The sequence below is a fragment of the Citrobacter sp. Cs237 genome (genome assembly GCF_030332325.1).
Lineage (GTDB): Bacteria > Pseudomonadota > Gammaproteobacteria > Enterobacterales > Enterobacteriaceae > Citrobacter_A > Citrobacter_A sedlakii.
This window is the reverse complement of record NZ_JAOWIB010000108.1, coordinates 121265-138143: the sequence shown is the minus strand read 5'-3', so window position 1 is coordinate 138143 and position 16879 is coordinate 121265. Positions and strand designations below refer to the sequence as shown.

Here is a 16879-nt window from a genome sequence, read left to right as displayed (position 1 = left end):
CAGGAGAAAAGCCATGAAGTGGCAACAACGTGTTCGTGTCGCAACGGGGTTAAGTTGCTGGCAGATAATGTTGCATTTACTGGTAGTGGCGATGCTGGTAATGGGCTGGATGAGCGGCACGCTGGTTCGCGTCGGCCTTGGATTATGTGTCGTGTACGGCATCACCGTACTGCTGATGCTGGCACTGCAACGCCATCATGAACAGCGTTGGCGGGAAGTGGCCGACGTGCTGGAAGAACTCACCACCACCTGGTATTTCGGCGCGGCGCTGATTGTGCTGTGGCTGTTGTCCCGTGTGCTGCAAAATAATGTCCTGCTCGCGTTAGCGGGCGTCGCTATCCTTGCCGGGCCCGCCGTGGTATCGCTGCTGGCGAAAGACAAAAAGCTACATGACCTTGCGTCTAAACATCGCATACGCCGCTGATCCCGTCGTGGCCGCGATCACCAGTAGCGGCCACAAACTCCCCCAGACAATCGATAAACTCGCGTCCTTCAGATAGATCTGCTTGGTGATATCGGTAAAGTGACGAATCGGGTTAATCCACGTCAGGTTCTGCAACCATACCGGCATATTTTCGACCGGCGAGACGTAACCCGACAGCAAAATCGCAGGCATCATAAAGACAAACACGCCGATAAACGCCTGCTGCTGCGTTGAGCAGAGCGAGGAGATCAGCAGCCCAAACCCGACCAGTGACAGTCCGTAAATCACCATCGTGAAGTAAAACAGCGCCAGCGATCCGGCAAAGGGGATTTGGTACGCCCAGATCCCGATGGCCAGCACGATAGTCGCCTGGAACGTGGCGACTATCAGCGCAGGCACCGCTTTACCGATAAAGATTTGCCAGGTGGTGAGCGGCGAGACCAGCAACTGGTCGAGCGTGCCCTGTTCGCGCTCGCGCGCCACCGAGAGCGAGGTCACGATCATGACGCCGATCGTCGTGATCATGGCAATCAGCGACGGCACCACAAACCATTTGTAGTCGAGGTTCGGGTTATACCAGTTGCGGACTACCAACTCGCTGTTGTTCGGCTTCGGTTTGCCTTCCATCAGTTCCTGCTGGTAAACCTTGACGATTTGCTGGAGATAATTGGCGGCGATCTGCGCGCTGTTGGAGTTACGCCCATCAAGAATCAACTGCATCGGTGCGGGCTGGAAGGTGTCCAGATTGCGGGAAAAATCCGCCGGAAAGCGGACCAGCAGCAGCGCTTTCTGTGTGTCGATGGTGGGCTGAATCTCCTGCGGGCTGTTCAGCAACAGCACGTGAGTGAAGGCTTTGGCGCGGGCGAAGCGCTGGGTCAACTCCACGGCGTGTTTACCGTTATCCTCGTTATACACGGCAATGGTGGCGTTCGTGACCTCCAGCGTCGCGGCAAAGGGAAACAGGATCACCTGTATCAGCACCGGCAGAATTAAAATCGCGCGGGTCTGCGGTTCGCGCAGTAAAGACTGCAACTCTTTGCGGATCAGCGTCCATAAGCGATGAAACATCTCATTTTCCTCGCGCCGGAGGCGGCGTAAATGCCGGTTCCGGCCTGTATGCCCGTAGGTCTGATAAGCACAGCGCCATCAGGCGAACAATCAATCCAGCCGACGTTTGGTTTTCATCCACGTCAGGCCAATGAACATCACCGCCGAAGCGATCAAAAACAGCACGTTTACCACCAGCACCACCGGGATATTTCCCGCCAGAAACAGGCTTTGCAGGGTACTGACGAAATAACGCGCCGGAATGATATACGTCACTGCGCGGATCACCGCCGGCATGCTGTCGATCTGGAAAATAAACCCGGACAGCATAATCGACGGCAAGAATGCGGCATTCAGCGCCACCTGGGCGGCGTTAAACTGGTTACGGGTGATGGTGGAAATGAGCAGTCCCATCCCCAGCGTGCTCAGTAAAAACAGACTGGTGATGAAGAACAGCAGCAGCAACGAGCCGCGGTAGGGTACGCCGAGAATAAACACCGACACCAGCATACAAAGCAGCATGGCCAGCATACCGAGAAAGTAGTAAGGGATGAGTTTGCACAGCAACAGCTCAACGCGCGTGACTTCCGTCGAGAGGAGCGCCTCCATGGTGCCACGCTCCCATTCACGCGCCACAACCAGTGAGGTGAGGATCGCGCCAATCACCGTCATGATAATGGTCACCGCGCCGGGAATGATAAAGTGTTGGCTGATGGCCGCCGGGTTAAACCAGTAGCGCGTCTGTACGTCAATTAATGGTTCAAATTCTTCCCCCCGGTCTTCGGCGCGCTGCATTTGCCAGATCTGCCAGATGCCTTCCACGTAGCCCTGCACAAAGTTGGCGGTGTTGGGTTCGCTGCCGTCGGTGATCACCTGAATGGGCGCGGTATCGTCGTCGCGCGCCATCTTTTCGGCGAAATCCACCGGAATAACCACCAGACCGCGGATCCGCCCGGCCTGCATTTTTTCGATCAGCGCCTGACGGTTATCGCTGATGGTGGCGTCAATGTACGGCGAGCCGGTCATCGCGTGAGTAAAGTCCAGCGCCTCTTCACTCTGCTGTTCCAGCAAAATGCCGACGCGCAGCTTGCTGGAATCGAGGTTAATTCCGTAGCCGAAAATGAACAGCAGCAGCAGGGGGATCACCACCGCAATCAGCCAACTGCTGGGATCGCGGACGATCTGCCGCGTCTCTTTCACACACAGAGCGCGAACGCGGCGCCAGGAGAGAAGCGGATTACGCATGTCCGTGCTCCTTATCCCATTCGTTGATCAGGGTGATGAAGGCCTGCTCCATGGTCGGGTCCGCCGTGTCGTCATCGGCGGCCTGCGCTTTCAGGTCATCCGGCGTACCGCTGGCGATCAGCTTGCCCCGATACACCAGTCCGATACGGTCGCAGTATTCCGCCTCGTCCATAAAGTGAGTGGTAACCATCACCGTCACCCCTTTTTCCACCATGCTGTTGATGTGCAACCAGAATTCGCGGCGGGTGATCGGGTCGACGCCGGAGGTCGGCTCGTCAAGAAAGAGGATGTCCGGCTCATGCATCAGCGAACAGGCCAGCGCCAGTCGCTGTTTGAAGCCCAGCGGCAGCGCGTCGGTTGCCTGGGCGGCAATGCTTTTCAGGCCAAACGCTTCGCTCATGCGGGCGATTTTTTCGTTCTGCGCTCGTCCGCGCAGGCCATACACGCCGGAGAAGAAGCGCAGATTTTGTTCGACCGTCAGGTTGCCGTAGAGCGAAAATTTTTGCGCCATATAGCCGAGATGCTGGCGCGCCTTGCCGGAGCTGACCTTCAGGTCCATATCCAGTACCAGCGCTTTACCCGAGGTCGGCACCAGCAGGCCGCACATCATTTTAAAGGTGGTGGACTTACCTGCGCCGTTTGGCCCCAGCAGGCCGAAGATCTCTCCACGCTGTACGGCGAAGTTAACGTGGTCGGTGGCGGCGAAATCGCCAAATTTTTTCGTCAACGCTTTTGCTTCAATCACGGTTTCGCCGGGCGTGCCTTCCACGGTGTGCAGAATCGCGCCCAGCGGCGACTCTGACGTGGCGGCGCCGCCCAGCAGATCGATAAACGCATCTTCAAAGCGCGGCGCGGTTTCGTTGATCGCAATGTCCGGCATGCCTTCGGCACGACGAATGTCTTCTGCCGACGTCTCTTTTTTGACGATCAGACGCACCGACTTGCCCTGGATCATGCCGTCGCTCACCTGCGGCAGCTTTAACGCCCGCTGAAGCAGTTTGCGGTTGTTCTCCTGCGGGCTATGCATCAGGAAACTGCGCCCGGCCATGGTTTTGGTCAGCTGCGTCGGATCGCCCTGGTACAGCAGCTCGCCTTCGTTCATCAGCAGTACGTCGCGGCATTGCTCGGCTTCGTCGAGATAGGAGGTGCTCCAGAGGATCAGCATCCCGTCACCCGCCAGCTCGTGCACCATTTGCCATAGCTCGCGGCGGGAAATGGGATCCACACCGACGCCGGGTTCGTCCAGCAACAGCACTTTCGGTTCGCCCACCAGCGTACAGGCCAGCCCCAGTTTCTGCTTCATACCGCCAGAGAGTTTTCCGGCCAGGCGTCCGGTAAACGGACCGAGAGAGGTGAATTCCAGCAGACGGGCAAAGGTTTTTTCCCGCACCTCACCGGTGACGCTACGCAGGTCGGCGTACAGATTCAGGTTCTCCATGACGGTGAGATCCTCATACAGCCCGAATTTTTGCGGCATATAGCCGAGCACCGCGTGCAGCGCGCTGTCGTTTTTGATCGGATCAAAGCCGATCACCGTCGCCGCGCCGTCATCGGGCTTCAACAGGCCCGCCAGCATACGCATCAGGGTCGTTTTACCCGCGCCGTCTGGCCCTACCAGTCCGGTGACGTAACCGGCGTGAATGGTGCAGTCGAGCGGTGCGACCGCGGGCTTATCCATGCCCGCGAAACGCTTTGTCAGTCCCGTGAGCGTAATGACGGCGTCATTCATGTCCTGCCTCATCGCTGAACCGCAACGTGACCGGCATTCCCTGACGCAGCGCGTCGTCGGCATCGGTCACGACAATGCGCAGGCGATACACCAGGTCGGTACGCAGATCCGGCGTTTCAACGGTCTTTGGCGTAAACTCTGCGGTCGGGGAGACAAAGCCGATTTTGCCGTGATACGGCTTATCCGGACGGCCATCGGTATACAGCAGGATGTCGCGTCCCGGCTGCGCCTGGCTTAGGTTTCGCTCATCGACATAGGCGCGAACCCACACCGGGCGGGTGAGCGACAGGGTCAAGACCGTGCTGCCTGCGTTGAGCATGCTGCCGGGCTCTACCGCGCGGGTCAGCAGCGTACCGTTCGACGGCGCCAGCAGAGTGGTGTCCTGAAGATCGAGCTCCGCCTGCGCCAGCTGGGCCTGGGCCTGTTCAAGACTGGCCTTCGCCTGGGCGATATCCTGCTCGCGGTTACCGGAGCGGTACTGGCTCAGCTTATCCTGTGCGGATTTCAGCGTCGCCAGCGCCTGATCGCGGGACGAACGGGCATTTTCAAGGTCGTTGGCGGAGATGGTGCGACTTTTCCAGAGTCCCTGCTGACGGTTATAGAAGTTTTGCGCATAGTCATACGCCGCCTGCGCCTGCCTTACCGAGGCGGCGGCCTGGGCGATCTCTTCGTCGCGATAGCCTGCCAGCATCAGGTCATACTGGGCCTGGGCGACGGACACACCGGCTTTCGCCTGCATTAGCGCGTTTTCATACGGCGCGTGATCCAGTTCGCCCAGCACCTGTCCGGCTTTAATCGTGTCGCCTTCGTCCACGGTCAGCGAGGCAAGCCGACCGCCGACGCGAAAGCTCATATTCACAGTGCGAATATCGACGTTGCCGTAGAGCGTCAGACCGTTATCCTGCCGACTCTGATACCACCAGGCGCCGCCCGCCAATACGGCGACCAGCACCGCGATAGCCAGCCCGATAACAACAGGTTTTTTCATCAGTCCAGACTCCTTTGCGATAGACCTTGCAGAATGAGATCGATATGACAGGTCACCGTCTGCTCGATCAGCGCCGTTTTTTCATCATCAAATTGTGACCAGCCGGCGCGTAACAGAATGGTTTCTTTGCCAAGGCGGAACGCCAGCACTTCGCCCAGCAGAGCATGGGTGTGCAAAATGGTGCGCGTGTCGTGGGCATCGCAGCCGGTGTAGGCGGCAATAAGACGCGTCAGATGGCTGTGCAGCGGGTCGATTACCTGCTTGTGGACCAGCTGATAAGCCGCCGTAGGGGAAAGCTGCTCGCGCGAGATAAACTTGCTCAGATTCACGGTGTCTTCCTGGGTCAGCAGCATAATCATGTTCTTACAGGCGCGAAGGATCAGTTCGCGCATCGCCGCGCGGTCCGGCTCCGGCTGGCTAAACAGTTGCTCCGCCTCTTCGGCGTGTGGGCGAAACTGTTCTCCAATGAAGTCGGCAATCCACTGGGCGCAGGCGAGGTATAAATCCTCTTTCGAACCAAAGTAGTAGGGGATAGCGGCAATGTTCTGTCCGGCCAGGGCGGCTATGTCGCGAGTCGTGGCATGCAGGCCATACTCGCCGAACTGCGCCAGCGCGGCGGCGATCAGTTGGCTTTTCGCCTGTTCGCCTTTGCTTGTCATCGTGGGGGTAGTCATCGCGCGACCTGATTCTTAATCAATCGATTGATTAAAAATAGTCTGCTGTTTGCATTCTGTCCAGTCCGCGCTTAAATCTGGAACCCGGCGGCGTTGAGTTCCTCGGATATCCAGGCGATAAACGCTTTTACTTTTGCTTTTTGTTCGCTGGTATGCGGCATAACCAGATGATGGGCATTCACCGACATGCTGACATCCTCTGCGAATACCGGCTGCAAATGCTGTTTACGCAGGCTTTCTCCCGCCAGCAGGTTACTTTCAAGGATAACACCCAATCCCATTCTTGCCGCTTCGATGCTCATATAGGAGCGGTCAAAGTTGAAAATAAAATTTTTGTTGAAGCCGCGCACTTTGTGCCAGGAGAACCAGTTGTTCCAGTTAATCAGGGTGCTGTCGGAATGGATGAGATCGCACGACAGCAGATCTTCAGGGGATTTCACCGGGTGATGTTCCAGCCAGGTCTGTGATGAGTAGGGCAACACGCTTTCATTACGGATGGTTTTCACCACCAGTGTCGGCCACTGTGAAAGGCCGTGACGAATATCGATGTCAATATTGTCGCGAGAAAACTGAATGCTTTCATAGGAGCAGGTCAGGCTGATTTTCAGTTCGGGCCACGCCTGGCGAAAGCGATCCAGCCTGGGCATCAGCCAGAGTAAGCCAAAGCTGGGGGCCGAATGAATGCGCAAATAGTCCTGATGGATGTCATGAATCACCTGGTTAGTCGCCTGGCCAATAATATTTAAGGCGCCGGAGACCTCTTTGAGGTAGCGCTCGCCGATGGTGGTCAGTTTTACGCCTTTACTGCTGCGGGAAAATAATTTTTTACCTAAATAATTTTCCAGGCTCGCAATCTGATGGCTCACGGCAGAAGCCGTAATGTTAAGGTTTTCAGCGGCAATATTCAGACTGCCAGTATCGGCGACTTCGATAAAAGCCTGAATGTTACGCAAAGATGGAACCGGCAGCGTTTTATTGGGGACGGGGGCGCTCATAATTCTATTCCCGATGAAAGCAATGAGAAGAAACAGATAAACAGTTGGCGTGCAATTAGGCAAATATTCAGCATGATTTTTCTTCGTTATCAGGGAGTTAAGGTGATGAATTGTGAGGTCGATCGCATTTTATGATTTGGAAAATTGGCTTTCCAGGATCGCTTTAATTTGAATGCAGTCACGAATCAAATTTTTCTCAATCTCAATTGAGGTTATCTAAATGCCGATTTTTGATCACGTTGTTATATTGCCCTTGAAGGTCTGAATAAAGGTGCTGCGGCGACGGGCACGAAAAAAGATAAAACAATAAAGAGGATACCCTATGTCACGTATAGATACGGTTGTCTGTACCGACACCAGGAAAACAAAGTATCGTTTTGTCGTTTTAACGATGATTTTCCTGGTGTATGCCATTAATTATGCCGATCGTACGAATATCGGCGCCGTACTGCCGTTTATCATCGATGAGTTTCATATCAACAACTTCGAGGCCGGTGCGATCGCCAGTATGTTCTTTTTGGGATATGCGGTAAGTCAGATTCCGGCCGGTTTTTTCATTGCGAAGCGTGGCACGCGCGGGTTGGTTTCATTATCTATCTTTGGTTTTTCCGCATTTACCTGGTTGATGGGCACCGTCAGCTCGGTCCTGGGCTTAAAACTGGTGCGCCTGGGTCTGGGGTTGAGCGAAGGGCCGTGTCCGGTTGGGCTGGCGTCGACCATCAATAGCTGGTTTCCGCCCAAAGAAAAAGCCACAGCGACGGGCGTGTATATTGCCGCGACGATGTTTGCCCCGATTATCGTTCCACCGCTGGCGGTCTGGATAGCGGTAACCTGGGGCTGGCGCTGGGTATTCTATTCTTTCGCCATTCCGGGCATTGTGGCAGCCATCGCCTGGTATCTGCTGGTGAAAACCAAACCTTCGGAAAGCCGTTTTGTTTCAGAGAGTGAACTGGCGGAAATTAACGCCAGCCAGGGCGAAAATAATCAAACGCGAGAAAATATTGTCATTGCTGATAAATTTACGTGGCTGGATAAATTCATCCGGGTGAGAAAAATGGCACCCATAGATACGGCAAAAGGATTATTTACGTCGAAGAATATTCTCGGCGATTGTCTGGCTTATTTTATGATGGTCAGCGTGCTGTATGGCCTGTTGACCTGGATTCCGCTTTATCTGGTGAAAGAAAAAGGCTTCGACTTTATGAGTATGGGGCTGGTTGCCAGTATGCCTTGCATTGGAGGATTTTTCGGCGCGATTGGCGGCGGGTATATCTCTGATAAACTACTCGGGCGTCGACGCAAACCGACAATGATTTTTACCGCCGTTTCAACCGTTATAATGATGCTTATCATGCTAAATATTCCGGCAAGCACCGCGGCAGTGTGCGTAGGATTATTTTTTGTCGGCCTGTGTCTGAATATTGGCTGGCCCGCGTTTACCGCTTATGGTATGGCGGTTTCTGATGCTAAAACGTATCCTATTGCCTCCTCTATTATTAATAGCGGCGGTAATCTCGGTGGGTTTGTTTCCCCAATGGTAGCCGGTTTTTTACTTGATAATACCGGCAGCTTTAATTCTGTCTTCACCTATTTTGGTATTTGCGCAGCGATTGGTTTAGTGGTGATTCTGTTTCTTGATGAACCACAATAATAAATCTTTCTCTTATCAATTAATATGACGTAATGTCATGGAGTAAATTTATGTTATTAACAAATAAAGTCGCCATTGTGACTGGCGCGGCTTCCGTTCGCGGTTTAGGTTTCGCGACAGCGAAGTTATTTGCGGAAAATGGCGCAAAGGTTGTAATTATTGATTTAAATAAAGAGGCCAGTGAAGCGGCGGCGAAATCGTTAGGCGATGAGCATCTTGGCCTTGCGGCGAACGTGGCGGACGAAGCGCAGGTCAATGCTGCAATGGAACAAATTGTGGCGAAATATGGCCGGGTTGATGTGCTGGTTAATAATGCCGGTATTACACAGCCTATTAAATTAATGGATATCAAACGCGAAAATTATGACGCAGTGTTAGATGTCAGCCTGCGCGGCACGCTGCTGATGTCGCAGGCGGTCATTCCGCTAATGCGCGCGCAGAAATCCGGCAGCATTGTCTGCATCTCCTCCGTTTCCGCCCAGCGCGGCGGCGGTATTTTCGGCGGCCCACACTATAGCGCGGCGAAGGCCGGGGTATTAGGACTGGCGCGGGCGATGGCGCGCGAACTGGGGCCGGACAATGTGCGCGTAAACTGCATCACCCCGGGGCTGATCCAGACGGACATCACCGCCGGGAAGCTGACCGATGAAATGACCGCCAACATTCTGGCAGGCATTCCGATGAACCGCCTTGGCGACGCCGTCGATATTGCGCGCGCCGCGCTGTTCCTCGGCAGCGATCTCTCCTCCTATTCCACCGGTATTACCCTGGACGTTAACGGCGGCATGTTAATCCATTAAGCGAGGGCACTCTGATGAAGATGACAGAAGTTCAGAAAGTCGCGGCGGCGGCCTGGCGCATTCGGCGCTACGCCCTGCGCATGGGCGAAGTTCAGGGGCAGGGGTATATCGGTCAGGCGCTGGGCTACGCCGATGTGCTGGCGACTGCGTTTAGCCATGCGATGACGTATCGTGCGGAGGAACCGGAATGGGAAGGGCGCGATCGCTTCCTGCTTTCCCATGGTCACTATGCCATTGCCTACTATGCGGCGCTGCTGGAGGCGGGGATCATTCCTGAGCCGGAGCTGGAAACCTACGGTTCAGATGACAGCCGTCTACCGATGTCCGGCATGGCGACGTATACACCGGGGATGGAGATGTCCGGCGGATCGCTGGGGCAGGGACTGTCTATTGCGGTAGGCATGGCGCTGGGGCTGAAGCAAAAGCAGAGCGATTCATGGGTGTATAACTCCATGTCGGATGGCGAACTGGATGAAGGTTCCACCTGGGAAGCCGCAATGTCTGCAGCGCACTACGGGCTGACCAACCTTATCAATATCGTGGATGTTAACAAGCAGCAGGCCGACGGAGACTCACGCAAAATTCTCGGCTTCGAACCGTTACATGAAAAATGGGCGGCTTTCGGCTGGTACGTACAGCGGGTGGACGGTAACGATGTCGCCGCGGTCGTCGAGGCGTTTGATAACGCGAAGAACCATCGCTGCGAACAGCCACGGGTCATTATCTGCGACACGCTGATGGGCAAAGGCGTTCCGTTCCTCGAAACGCGCGATAAAAACCATTTTATTCGCGTTGATGCTGACGAATGGCAGAAAGCCATTGCCGTGCTCGATGCCAACAAACCGGAAGGAGTGCTGTAATGAGCCAGACAACCCCTAAACCCCGTTTAAAAACCTCGGCGATGATCGCCTCCATCGCGGATGAAGGTCAGGCTACCGTTGCCGCGCCGTTTGGCGTCGCTCTGGCAAAGCTGGCGGCGGAGCGGCCAGAGATCGTCGGCATGACGGCTGACCTGTCGAAGTACACCGATCTGCATATTTTCGCTCAGGCCCATCCGGAACGCTTTTTCCAGATGGGGATGGCGGAGCAATTGCTGATGGGCGCCGCAGGCGGTATGGCGAAAGAGGGCTTTATCCCGTTCGCCACCACCTACGCGGTGTTCGCCACTCGCCGCGCCTATGACTTTATCCATCAGGTCATCGCGGAAGAGCATCTTAATGTGAAGGTCTGCGCGGCGCTGCCGGGACTGACCACTGGCTACGGTCCCAGCCATCAGGCGACGGAAGATCTGGCGATCATGCGCGGCATCCCGGGCATGACCATCATCGATCCGTGCGATGCGCTGGAAATTGAGCAGGCGGTCCCGGCGATGGCCGACCATAACGGCCCGGTTTATATGCGCTTGCTGCGCGGCAAAGTGCCGCTGGTGTTGGATAAATATGACTACAAGTTTGAGTTGGGGAAAGCGAAGCTGCTGGAGGATGGCAACGATGTGCTGATTATCTCCTCCGGTCTGATGACCATGCGCGCGCTGGAAACCGCGGAAAAACTGCGCGCCGATAATATCAGCGCCGCAGTGCTGCACGTCCCGACCATCAAGCCGCTGGATGAGAAAACCCTGGTTGAGCAGGCGTCAAAACCAGGCCGGCTGGTGATCACGGCGGAAAACCACACCTGCATTGGCGGGCTGGGTGAAGCGGTCGCCGCGCTGCTGATGCGTAAAGGCGTGCGTTGCGAACTCGATACCATTGGTCTGCCGGATGAATTTCTGCTGGCCGGGGCGTTGCCAACCCTGCATGACCGTTACGGTATTTCAACGGCGATGATGGTTGATAAAATTAAACATCGCCTGCGTTAAAGGCTTTCGCCGCCGCGTTCTGCGGCGGTGCTTTTCACTTTCTGGTTAAGGTTTCCGTGTCGATTAATTCACTCAGAAACCGGTTTGATAAAAACTTCCGCGCCGCCGCGTGACCGTATAAACCTGAGCGATGGGATATTTATGCGCTCTGTCACAAAAACTGCTACACTCCGCCTCTTCATGACATTGTGGTTTTTGTCATTTCCAAATTGTAAGTATCTCCCTGAAAACGACACCGGGAACGGTCGGGGCGGTCCGGAGTAGTTATGTCTTTTGATTCCCTGGGTTTGAACCCTGAAATTCTGCGCGCCATTGCCGAGCAGGGTTACCGTGAACCTACCCCTATTCAGCAGCAGGCGATCCCTGCGGTGCTGGAAGGCCGTGACCTGATGGCGAGCGCGCAGACCGGCACCGGTAAAACCGCTGGCTTCACGCTGCCGTTGTTGCAGCACCTTATTACCCAACAGCCCCATGCCAAGGGCCGTCGTCCGGTACGGGCGCTGATCCTGACGCCCACCCGCGAACTGGCGGCGCAGATTGGCGAGAACGTCCGTGATTACAGTAAGTATCTGAACATTCGTTCGCTGGTGGTCTTCGGCGGCGTGAGCATTAACCCGCAGATGATGAAGCTGCGCGGCGGTGTGGATGTGCTGGTGGCGACGCCGGGCCGTCTGCTGGATCTCGAACACCAGAATGCGGTGAAGCTGGATCAAATTGAAATCCTGGTGCTCGACGAAGCTGACCGCATGCTGGATATGGGCTTTATTCACGATATCCGTCGCGTGCTGGCGAAGCTGCCGGCGAAGCGCCAGAACCTGCTGTTCTCTGCGACCTTTTCTGACGACATCAAGGCGCTTGCCGAAAAGCTGCTGCATAACCCGCTGGAGATCGAAGTGGCGCGTCGCAACACCGCCTCTGAGCAGGTGACGCAGCACGTTCATTTCGTCGACAAAAAACGTAAACGCGAACTGCTTTCCCAGATGATCGGCCAGGGGAACTGGCAGCAGGTGCTGGTTTTCACCCGCACCAAGCACGGCGCTAACCATCTGGCGGAGCAACTGAATAAAGACGGCATTCGCAGCGCGGCGATCCACGGCAACAAGAGCCAGGGCGCACGTACCCGCGCGCTGGCTGATTTCAAATCCGGCGATATTCGCGTGCTGGTGGCGACCGACATCGCGGCGCGTGGACTGGATATTGAAGAACTGCCGCACGTGGTGAACTATGAACTGCCGAACGTGCCGGAAGATTATGTCCACCGTATCGGGCGTACCGGCCGTGCCGCCGCCACCGGCGAGGCGCTGTCGCTGGTGTGTGTCGATGAACATAAGCTGCTGCGCGATATTGAAAAATTGCTGAAGAAAGAGATCCCGCGTATCACCACGCCGGGTTATGAGCCGGACCCGTCAATCAAAGCGGAGCCCATCCAGAACGGGCGCCAGCAGCGTGGCGGCGGTGGCGGTCGTGGCCGTCAGGGACAAGGTCAGGGAGCGGGCCGTGGGCAACAGCCGCGTCGTCAGGACGGCGGCGCGCCGAAAGCCAAACCGCGCAGCGGCGAAGGCAAACCGGCGGGTGATAAGCCGCGTCCGCCGCGCCGCCCGCGTCGGATTACCCCGGCACAGTAATGTCGTAAGCCGGAGAAGCGCAATTCACCGCGCTGTCCGGCAGTCCGACCCCCGCGCTTTGAACTCGTGTTGCGAGCGGCTTTCCAGAACCGGTAAAAAAGGTACTGACTGAACCTGAAATGTGCCACAATAGTGGCTGTTTATACAGTGTTTCAGGTTTTCTCATGGCATTAACCGCCGCGCTAAAAGCGCAAATCGCCGCCTGGTATAAGGCGCTTCAGGAACAGATCCCCGACTTTATCCCCCGCGCGCCGCAGCGACAGATGATTGCTGACGTGGCAAAAACGCTGAGTGGCGAAGAAGGGCGGCATCTGGCGATTGAAGCGCCAACCGGGGTGGGGAAAACCCTCTCGTATCTCATTCCCGGTATCGCCATCGCCCGCGAAGAGCAAAAGACGCTGGTGGTCAGTACCGCCAACGTGGCGTTACAGGATCAGATCTACAGTAAAGATCTGCCGCTGCTGCGCAAAATCATTCCCGATCTCCGCTTTACCGCCGCGTTTGGGCGCGGACGCTATGTGTGCCCCCGCAACCTGGCGGCGCTCGCCAGTTCCGAACCCAGTCAGCAGGATTTACTGGCGTTTCTTGAGGACGAACTGACGCCAAACAATCAGGAAGAACAAAAGCGCTGCGCGAAGCTGAAAGCCTCCCTTGACGGCTACTGTTGGGACGGCCTGCGCGATCATACGGATATCGCCATTGATGACGATCTCTGGCGACGCCTGAGTACCGACAAAGCCAGTTGTCTGAACCGCAACTGCCATTATTACCGTGAATGTCCGTTCTTTGTCGCTCGCCGTGAAATTCAGGAAGCGGAAGTGGTAGTGGCTAACCATGCGCTGGTGATGGCGGCGATGGAAAGCGAGGCCGTGTTGCCGGACCCGAAAAACCTGCTGTTGGTGCTGGATGAAGGCCATCACCTGCCGGACGTTGCCCGTGACGCGCTGGAGATGAGCGCAGAAATCACCGCCCCCTGGTATCGACTTCAGTTGGATTTGTTCACCAAACTGGTGGCGACCTGCATGGAGCAGTTTCGTCCCAAGACCACGCCGCCGCTGGCAAACCCCGAGCGCCTGAACGCCCACTGTGAAGAGCTGTACGAACTTATCGCCTCGTTGAATAACATTCTCAATCTGTATATGCCCGCCGCTCAGGAGGCAGAACATCGCTTCGCGATGGGCGAGCTGCCGGACGAGGTGATGGAGATTTGTCAGCGGCTGGCGAAGCTGACCGAAACGCTGCGCGGGCTGGCTGAACTTTTCATAAACGATCTCAGCGAGAAAACCGGCAGTCACGATGTGGTTCGCCTGCACCGGGTGATTCTGCAGATGAACCGGGCCCTGGGGATGTTCGAAGCGCAAAGCAAGCTGTGGCGGTTGGCTTCGCTGGCGCAGTCTTCCGGCGCGCCGGTCACCAAATGGACGACGCGGGAGGTGCGCGACGGGCAGATCCACGTCTGGTTCCACTGCGTTGGCATCCGGGTAAGCGACCAGCTTGAACGGCTGCTCTGGCGCAGCGTGCCGCATATTATCGTCACCTCCGCCACGCTGCGCTCGTTGAACAGCTTTTCGCGGCTTCAGGAGATGAGCGGTCTGAAGGAAAAAGCGGGAGACCGCTTTGTCGCGCTCGACTCGCCGTTTAACCACGTTGAGCAAGGAAAAATTGTTATCCCGCAGATGCGCTATGAGCCGCTCATTGATAACGAAGAGCAGCACATTGCCGAAATGGCTGCCTATTTTCGTCAGCAGGTCGAAAGCAAAAAGCACCTCGGCATGCTGGTGCTGTTCGCCAGCGGCAGGGCGATGCAACGCTTTCTTGAGTACGTTACCGACCTGCGGTTACTGCTGTTAGTGCAGGGCGATCAGCCACGCTATCGGCTGGTGGAACTGCATCGCAAGCGGGTGGAAGGCGGCGAGCGCAGCGTGCTGGTCGGGCTGCAATCCTTTGCCGAAGGGCTGGACCTGAAAGGCGAATTACTCAGTCAGGTGCATATCCATAAGATCGCCTTTCCGCCCATTGACAGCCCGGTGGTCATTACCGAAGGCGAATGGCTAAAAAGCCTGAATCGTTATCCGTTTGAGGTGCAGAGCTTACCTGCGGCATCGTTTAACCTCATCCAGCAGGTCGGTCGTCTGATCCGTAGCCACGGCTGCTGGGGCGAAGTGGTGATTTATGACAAGCGGCTGTTGACCAAAAATTACGGTAAGCGGCTACTGGACGCGCTGCCTGTTTTCCCCATTGAACGCCCGGAGGTGCCGGAAGTAAAAAAACGCCCGGCAAAAGTGGCTGCCGGGCGAAGAAAAAGCATCCGTGCTAAGGGGCGCAGTCCTACTGGTAAGTGAAGGTCACCTGCACAACGCTGCTGAACGTGCCGGCGGTGACGGGCATGGCGGTAGCGTAATAACGCGCCGCCAGCGGAAAGGTGGCCGTGCGGTCGCTGGGGTTGATCACCGCGCTGAAGGCGGCCTGGGGGGCGATAAGCATATGGTCCTGGCGGTCCGCGAGTTCCAGCGCCAGTCCTTTGGCGCTACCGATATTGGCGAATTTTGTCGGGTGCGAGCTGTCAGGCTTTCCATAAAAAAAAGCTGTAGCAAGGGTGAGCGATTCCGGGCAATGCGTCACCGTCAGGGAAAAGTCTTTCCATTCACCGGTGTCGCCAATGTCTTTAAAGCTACCGGAAACCGCCTGGCCTAAATCCACCGTCAGATTGCGGCTGGCGCTGTCAACGATGCAGGTATTTGCGAAGATATTACCGTTCATCTGAATCTGAATATCATCCGCGTTAGCCTGCGCGATCACACCCAGGGCAAGAATCAATGCGCTCTTTTTCATCGTGGTCACTTATAGGCGAGGGTAATGGTCGCCACGGTATTGGCAGGGCCGGGAGTGACGACCTCGCGGGTCTGCTGGTAGCGCACCTGGAAAGGTATGGTCAACGTTTCGTTGGCGATCGCCTGGCTTGCAGTTTCAACATAGCTGTCAAAGGTGGCCGGATGGCCGTCAAAGAGCATCCGGACGCCAATCCCGGTGGCCATTCCTTTCTGCTGCGTCAGTTTCAGAACGCCTTCGAACGCCGATTCATAGCCGTTTGCGCTGGTTATCTTCACCTGCGGCTGAACAGTGCTGTCGCAGTGTACCGTCACGTCAAAGCTTTGTGCGGGGGTAGACAATGTTCCGACACTCACGAAATCGCTGACCGGAAAATCACCGAGATTAACGGTGAGATTTTTCGGCAACACCGAGCAGGTGACCTCTTTCAGAATGACATTACCGGCATACGAAAGGGTATTGGGATCGCCGATCCCTTCATGAGCATAAATACCGATGCCAAATGTTGTTTGCGCCTGTACCAGCGTACCGGATGCGACTTGATGACTCGTTTTAACCAGCTGAAGCGTCACGTCGAAATTAAATGACTGGTAGCCATCAGAAGAGACATAGGCAATCGGCGTGGCGCGTGAGTCGCACTGTTGCCCGCCAGCACCGCTGATGCGTTGGCCTTTGTCATTCATCAGCGCCACGCCGATACCGGGCACGCCGGAATCGTACACGCCGTTCATTCCGGGAATTTCAGCGCCGGAACCATAATAACAGGAGATAATTTCCAGTCCGCTGTCGTAACGCTCATCGCAGTTACCCGCGACATGTACAGTCTGTTCTGAGCCGGGAATGGTTTCGCCAATGGCGAGCGTAACCGGTACCGAAATCGAAGGCACGTTAATCAGTTTTGGCATGTCCGGCGTGTGGCAGGACGCTTTGGCGTGCGGCATAAACAACCCGGCGGCGGTAAGGATCGCCAGGTAAAAACAATGCTTAATCATATGCATATGTATTGCCTTAATG

Annotated in this window: 15 protein-coding genes; 7 read left to right on the top strand and 8 right to left on the bottom strand. The window is 56.0% G+C overall.

Annotated features, from left to right (window positions below):
* Positions 1–13: 13 nt before the first annotated feature.
* Positions 14–424, top strand: a complete 411-nt coding sequence (locus OGY07_RS17710; protein WP_042285112.1) for a YbhQ family protein — start codon at positions 14–16, stop codon at positions 422–424.
* On the opposite strand, the gene OGY07_RS17705 is transcribed toward OGY07_RS17710, so the two are convergent.
* The 6 genes from OGY07_RS17705 to OGY07_RS17680 form a co-directional block, all read right to left on the bottom strand.
* On the bottom strand, positions 386–1492 hold the full coding sequence (locus OGY07_RS17705) for an ABC transporter permease (protein WP_042285108.1): 1107 nt from the start codon (positions 1490–1492) through the stop codon (positions 386–388). The two genes, OGY07_RS17710 and OGY07_RS17705, sit on opposite strands and share 39 nt — an antisense overlap.
* Before the next feature lie 90 nt (positions 1493–1582).
* Positions 1583–2716 carry an ABC transporter permease gene (locus tag OGY07_RS17700; protein ID WP_286602102.1) on the bottom strand — a complete coding sequence of 378 codons (1134 nt, stop codon included), beginning with the start codon at positions 2714–2716 and terminating at the stop codon, positions 1583–1585.
* Positions 2709–4445 (bottom strand): ATP-binding cassette domain-containing protein, encoded by a 1737-nt coding sequence (locus OGY07_RS17695; RefSeq protein ID WP_042285102.1) that lies wholly within the window; start codon positions 4443–4445, stop codon positions 2709–2711. Before OGY07_RS17695 ends, OGY07_RS17700 begins: the two co-directional genes overlap by 8 nt.
* Entirely contained in the window at positions 4438–5433 is a 996-nt protein-coding gene (gene hlyD / locus OGY07_RS17690) for a secretion protein HlyD (RefSeq protein ID WP_042285099.1), read from the bottom strand. Before hlyD ends, OGY07_RS17695 begins: the two co-directional genes overlap by 8 nt.
* Positions 5433–6107: a transcriptional regulator CecR gene (gene cecR, locus OGY07_RS17685; protein WP_060569917.1), complete on the bottom strand. Its 675-nt coding sequence runs from the start codon at positions 6105–6107 to the stop codon at positions 5433–5435. Before cecR ends, hlyD begins: the two co-directional genes overlap by 1 nt.
* Before the next feature lie 71 nt (positions 6108–6178).
* On the bottom strand, positions 6179–7102 hold the full coding sequence (locus OGY07_RS17680; protein ID WP_042285092.1) for a LysR substrate-binding domain-containing protein: 924 nt from the start codon (positions 7100–7102) through the stop codon (positions 6179–6181).
* Between the two features lie 322 nt (positions 7103–7424).
* Between OGY07_RS17680 and OGY07_RS17675 the strand changes: the two genes are divergently transcribed.
* From OGY07_RS17675 to dinG, 6 genes are all read left to right on the top strand, one after another.
* Positions 7425–8753: an MFS transporter gene (locus OGY07_RS17675; protein ID WP_286602097.1), complete on the top strand. Its 1329-nt coding sequence runs from the start codon at positions 7425–7427 to the stop codon at positions 8751–8753.
* Positions 8754–8803: 50 nt separating this feature from the next.
* Positions 8804–9553 carry an SDR family NAD(P)-dependent oxidoreductase gene (locus tag OGY07_RS17670; protein ID WP_286602093.1) on the top strand — a complete coding sequence of 250 codons (750 nt, stop codon included), beginning with the start codon at positions 8804–8806 and terminating at the stop codon, positions 9551–9553.
* A 14-nt stretch (positions 9554–9567) separates the two neighbouring features.
* On the top strand, positions 9568–10413 hold the full coding sequence (locus OGY07_RS17665) for a transketolase (RefSeq protein ID WP_286602090.1): 846 nt from the start codon (positions 9568–9570) through the stop codon (positions 10411–10413).
* Positions 10413–11411, top strand: coding sequence for a transketolase family protein (locus OGY07_RS17660; RefSeq protein WP_286602084.1), 999 nt, complete (start codon positions 10413–10415; stop codon positions 11409–11411). Before OGY07_RS17665 ends, OGY07_RS17660 begins: the two co-directional genes overlap by 1 nt.
* A 266-nt stretch (positions 11412–11677) precedes the next feature.
* Positions 11678–13036 (top strand): ATP-dependent RNA helicase RhlE, encoded by a 1359-nt coding sequence (gene rhlE / locus OGY07_RS17655; protein ID WP_042285081.1) that lies wholly within the window; start codon positions 11678–11680, stop codon positions 13034–13036.
* A 164-nt stretch (positions 13037–13200) separates the two neighbouring features.
* Complete coding sequence (dinG, locus tag OGY07_RS17650; protein ID WP_286602074.1) at positions 13201–15378, top strand: ATP-dependent DNA helicase DinG; 2178 nt, start codon at positions 13201–13203, stop codon at positions 15376–15378.
* Here dinG and OGY07_RS17645 read toward each other — a convergent pair.
* Together OGY07_RS17645 and OGY07_RS17640 are read right to left on the bottom strand one after the other, a co-directional pair.
* Positions 15365–15868: a fimbrial protein gene (locus OGY07_RS17645; RefSeq protein ID WP_042285076.1), complete on the bottom strand. Its 504-nt coding sequence runs from the start codon at positions 15866–15868 to the stop codon at positions 15365–15367. The two genes, dinG and OGY07_RS17645, sit on opposite strands and share 14 nt — an antisense overlap.
* A 5-nt stretch (positions 15869–15873) precedes the next feature.
* A complete protein-coding gene (locus OGY07_RS17640) occupies positions 15874–16863 on the bottom strand; it encodes a fimbrial protein (protein WP_286602070.1) in 990 nt (329 codons plus the stop codon).
* Positions 16864–16879 lie beyond the last annotated feature (16 nt).

Coding starts and splice junctions, on each gene's coding strand:
- OGY07_RS17665 (WP_286602090.1), top strand. CDS start 9,568: ATGAAGATGACAGAAGTTCAGAAAGTCGCGGCGGCGGCCTGGCGCATT.
- OGY07_RS17700 (WP_286602102.1), bottom strand. CDS start 2,716: ATGCGTAATCCGCTTCTCTCCTGGCGCCGCGTTCGCGCTCTGTGTGTG.
- OGY07_RS17710 (WP_042285112.1), top strand. CDS start 14: ATGAAGTGGCAACAACGTGTTCGTGTCGCAACGGGGTTAAGTTGCTGG.
- hlyD (WP_042285099.1), bottom strand. CDS start 5,433: ATGAAAAAACCTGTTGTTATCGGGCTGGCTATCGCGGTGCTGGTCGCC.
- dinG (WP_286602074.1), top strand. CDS start 13,201: ATGGCATTAACCGCCGCGCTAAAAGCGCAAATCGCCGCCTGGTATAAG.
- OGY07_RS17660 (WP_286602084.1), top strand. CDS start 10,413: ATGAGCCAGACAACCCCTAAACCCCGTTTAAAAACCTCGGCGATGATC.
- OGY07_RS17670 (WP_286602093.1), top strand. CDS start 8,804: ATGTTATTAACAAATAAAGTCGCCATTGTGACTGGCGCGGCTTCCGTT.
- OGY07_RS17675 (WP_286602097.1), top strand. CDS start 7,425: ATGTCACGTATAGATACGGTTGTCTGTACCGACACCAGGAAAACAAAG.
- OGY07_RS17680 (WP_042285092.1), bottom strand. CDS start 7,102: ATGAGCGCCCCCGTCCCCAATAAAACGCTGCCGGTTCCATCTTTGCGT.
- OGY07_RS17640 (WP_286602070.1), bottom strand. CDS start 16,863: ATGCATATGATTAAGCATTGTTTTTACCTGGCGATCCTTACCGCCGCC.
- OGY07_RS17645 (WP_042285076.1), bottom strand. CDS start 15,868: ATGAAAAAGAGCGCATTGATTCTTGCCCTGGGTGTGATCGCGCAGGCT.
- cecR (WP_060569917.1), bottom strand. CDS start 6,107: ATGACTACCCCCACGATGACAAGCAAAGGCGAACAGGCGAAAAGCCAA.
- OGY07_RS17695 (WP_042285102.1), bottom strand. CDS start 4,445: ATGAATGACGCCGTCATTACGCTCACGGGACTGACAAAGCGTTTCGCG.
- rhlE (WP_042285081.1), top strand. CDS start 11,678: ATGTCTTTTGATTCCCTGGGTTTGAACCCTGAAATTCTGCGCGCCATT.
- OGY07_RS17705 (WP_042285108.1), bottom strand. CDS start 1,492: ATGTTTCATCGCTTATGGACGCTGATCCGCAAAGAGTTGCAGTCTTTA.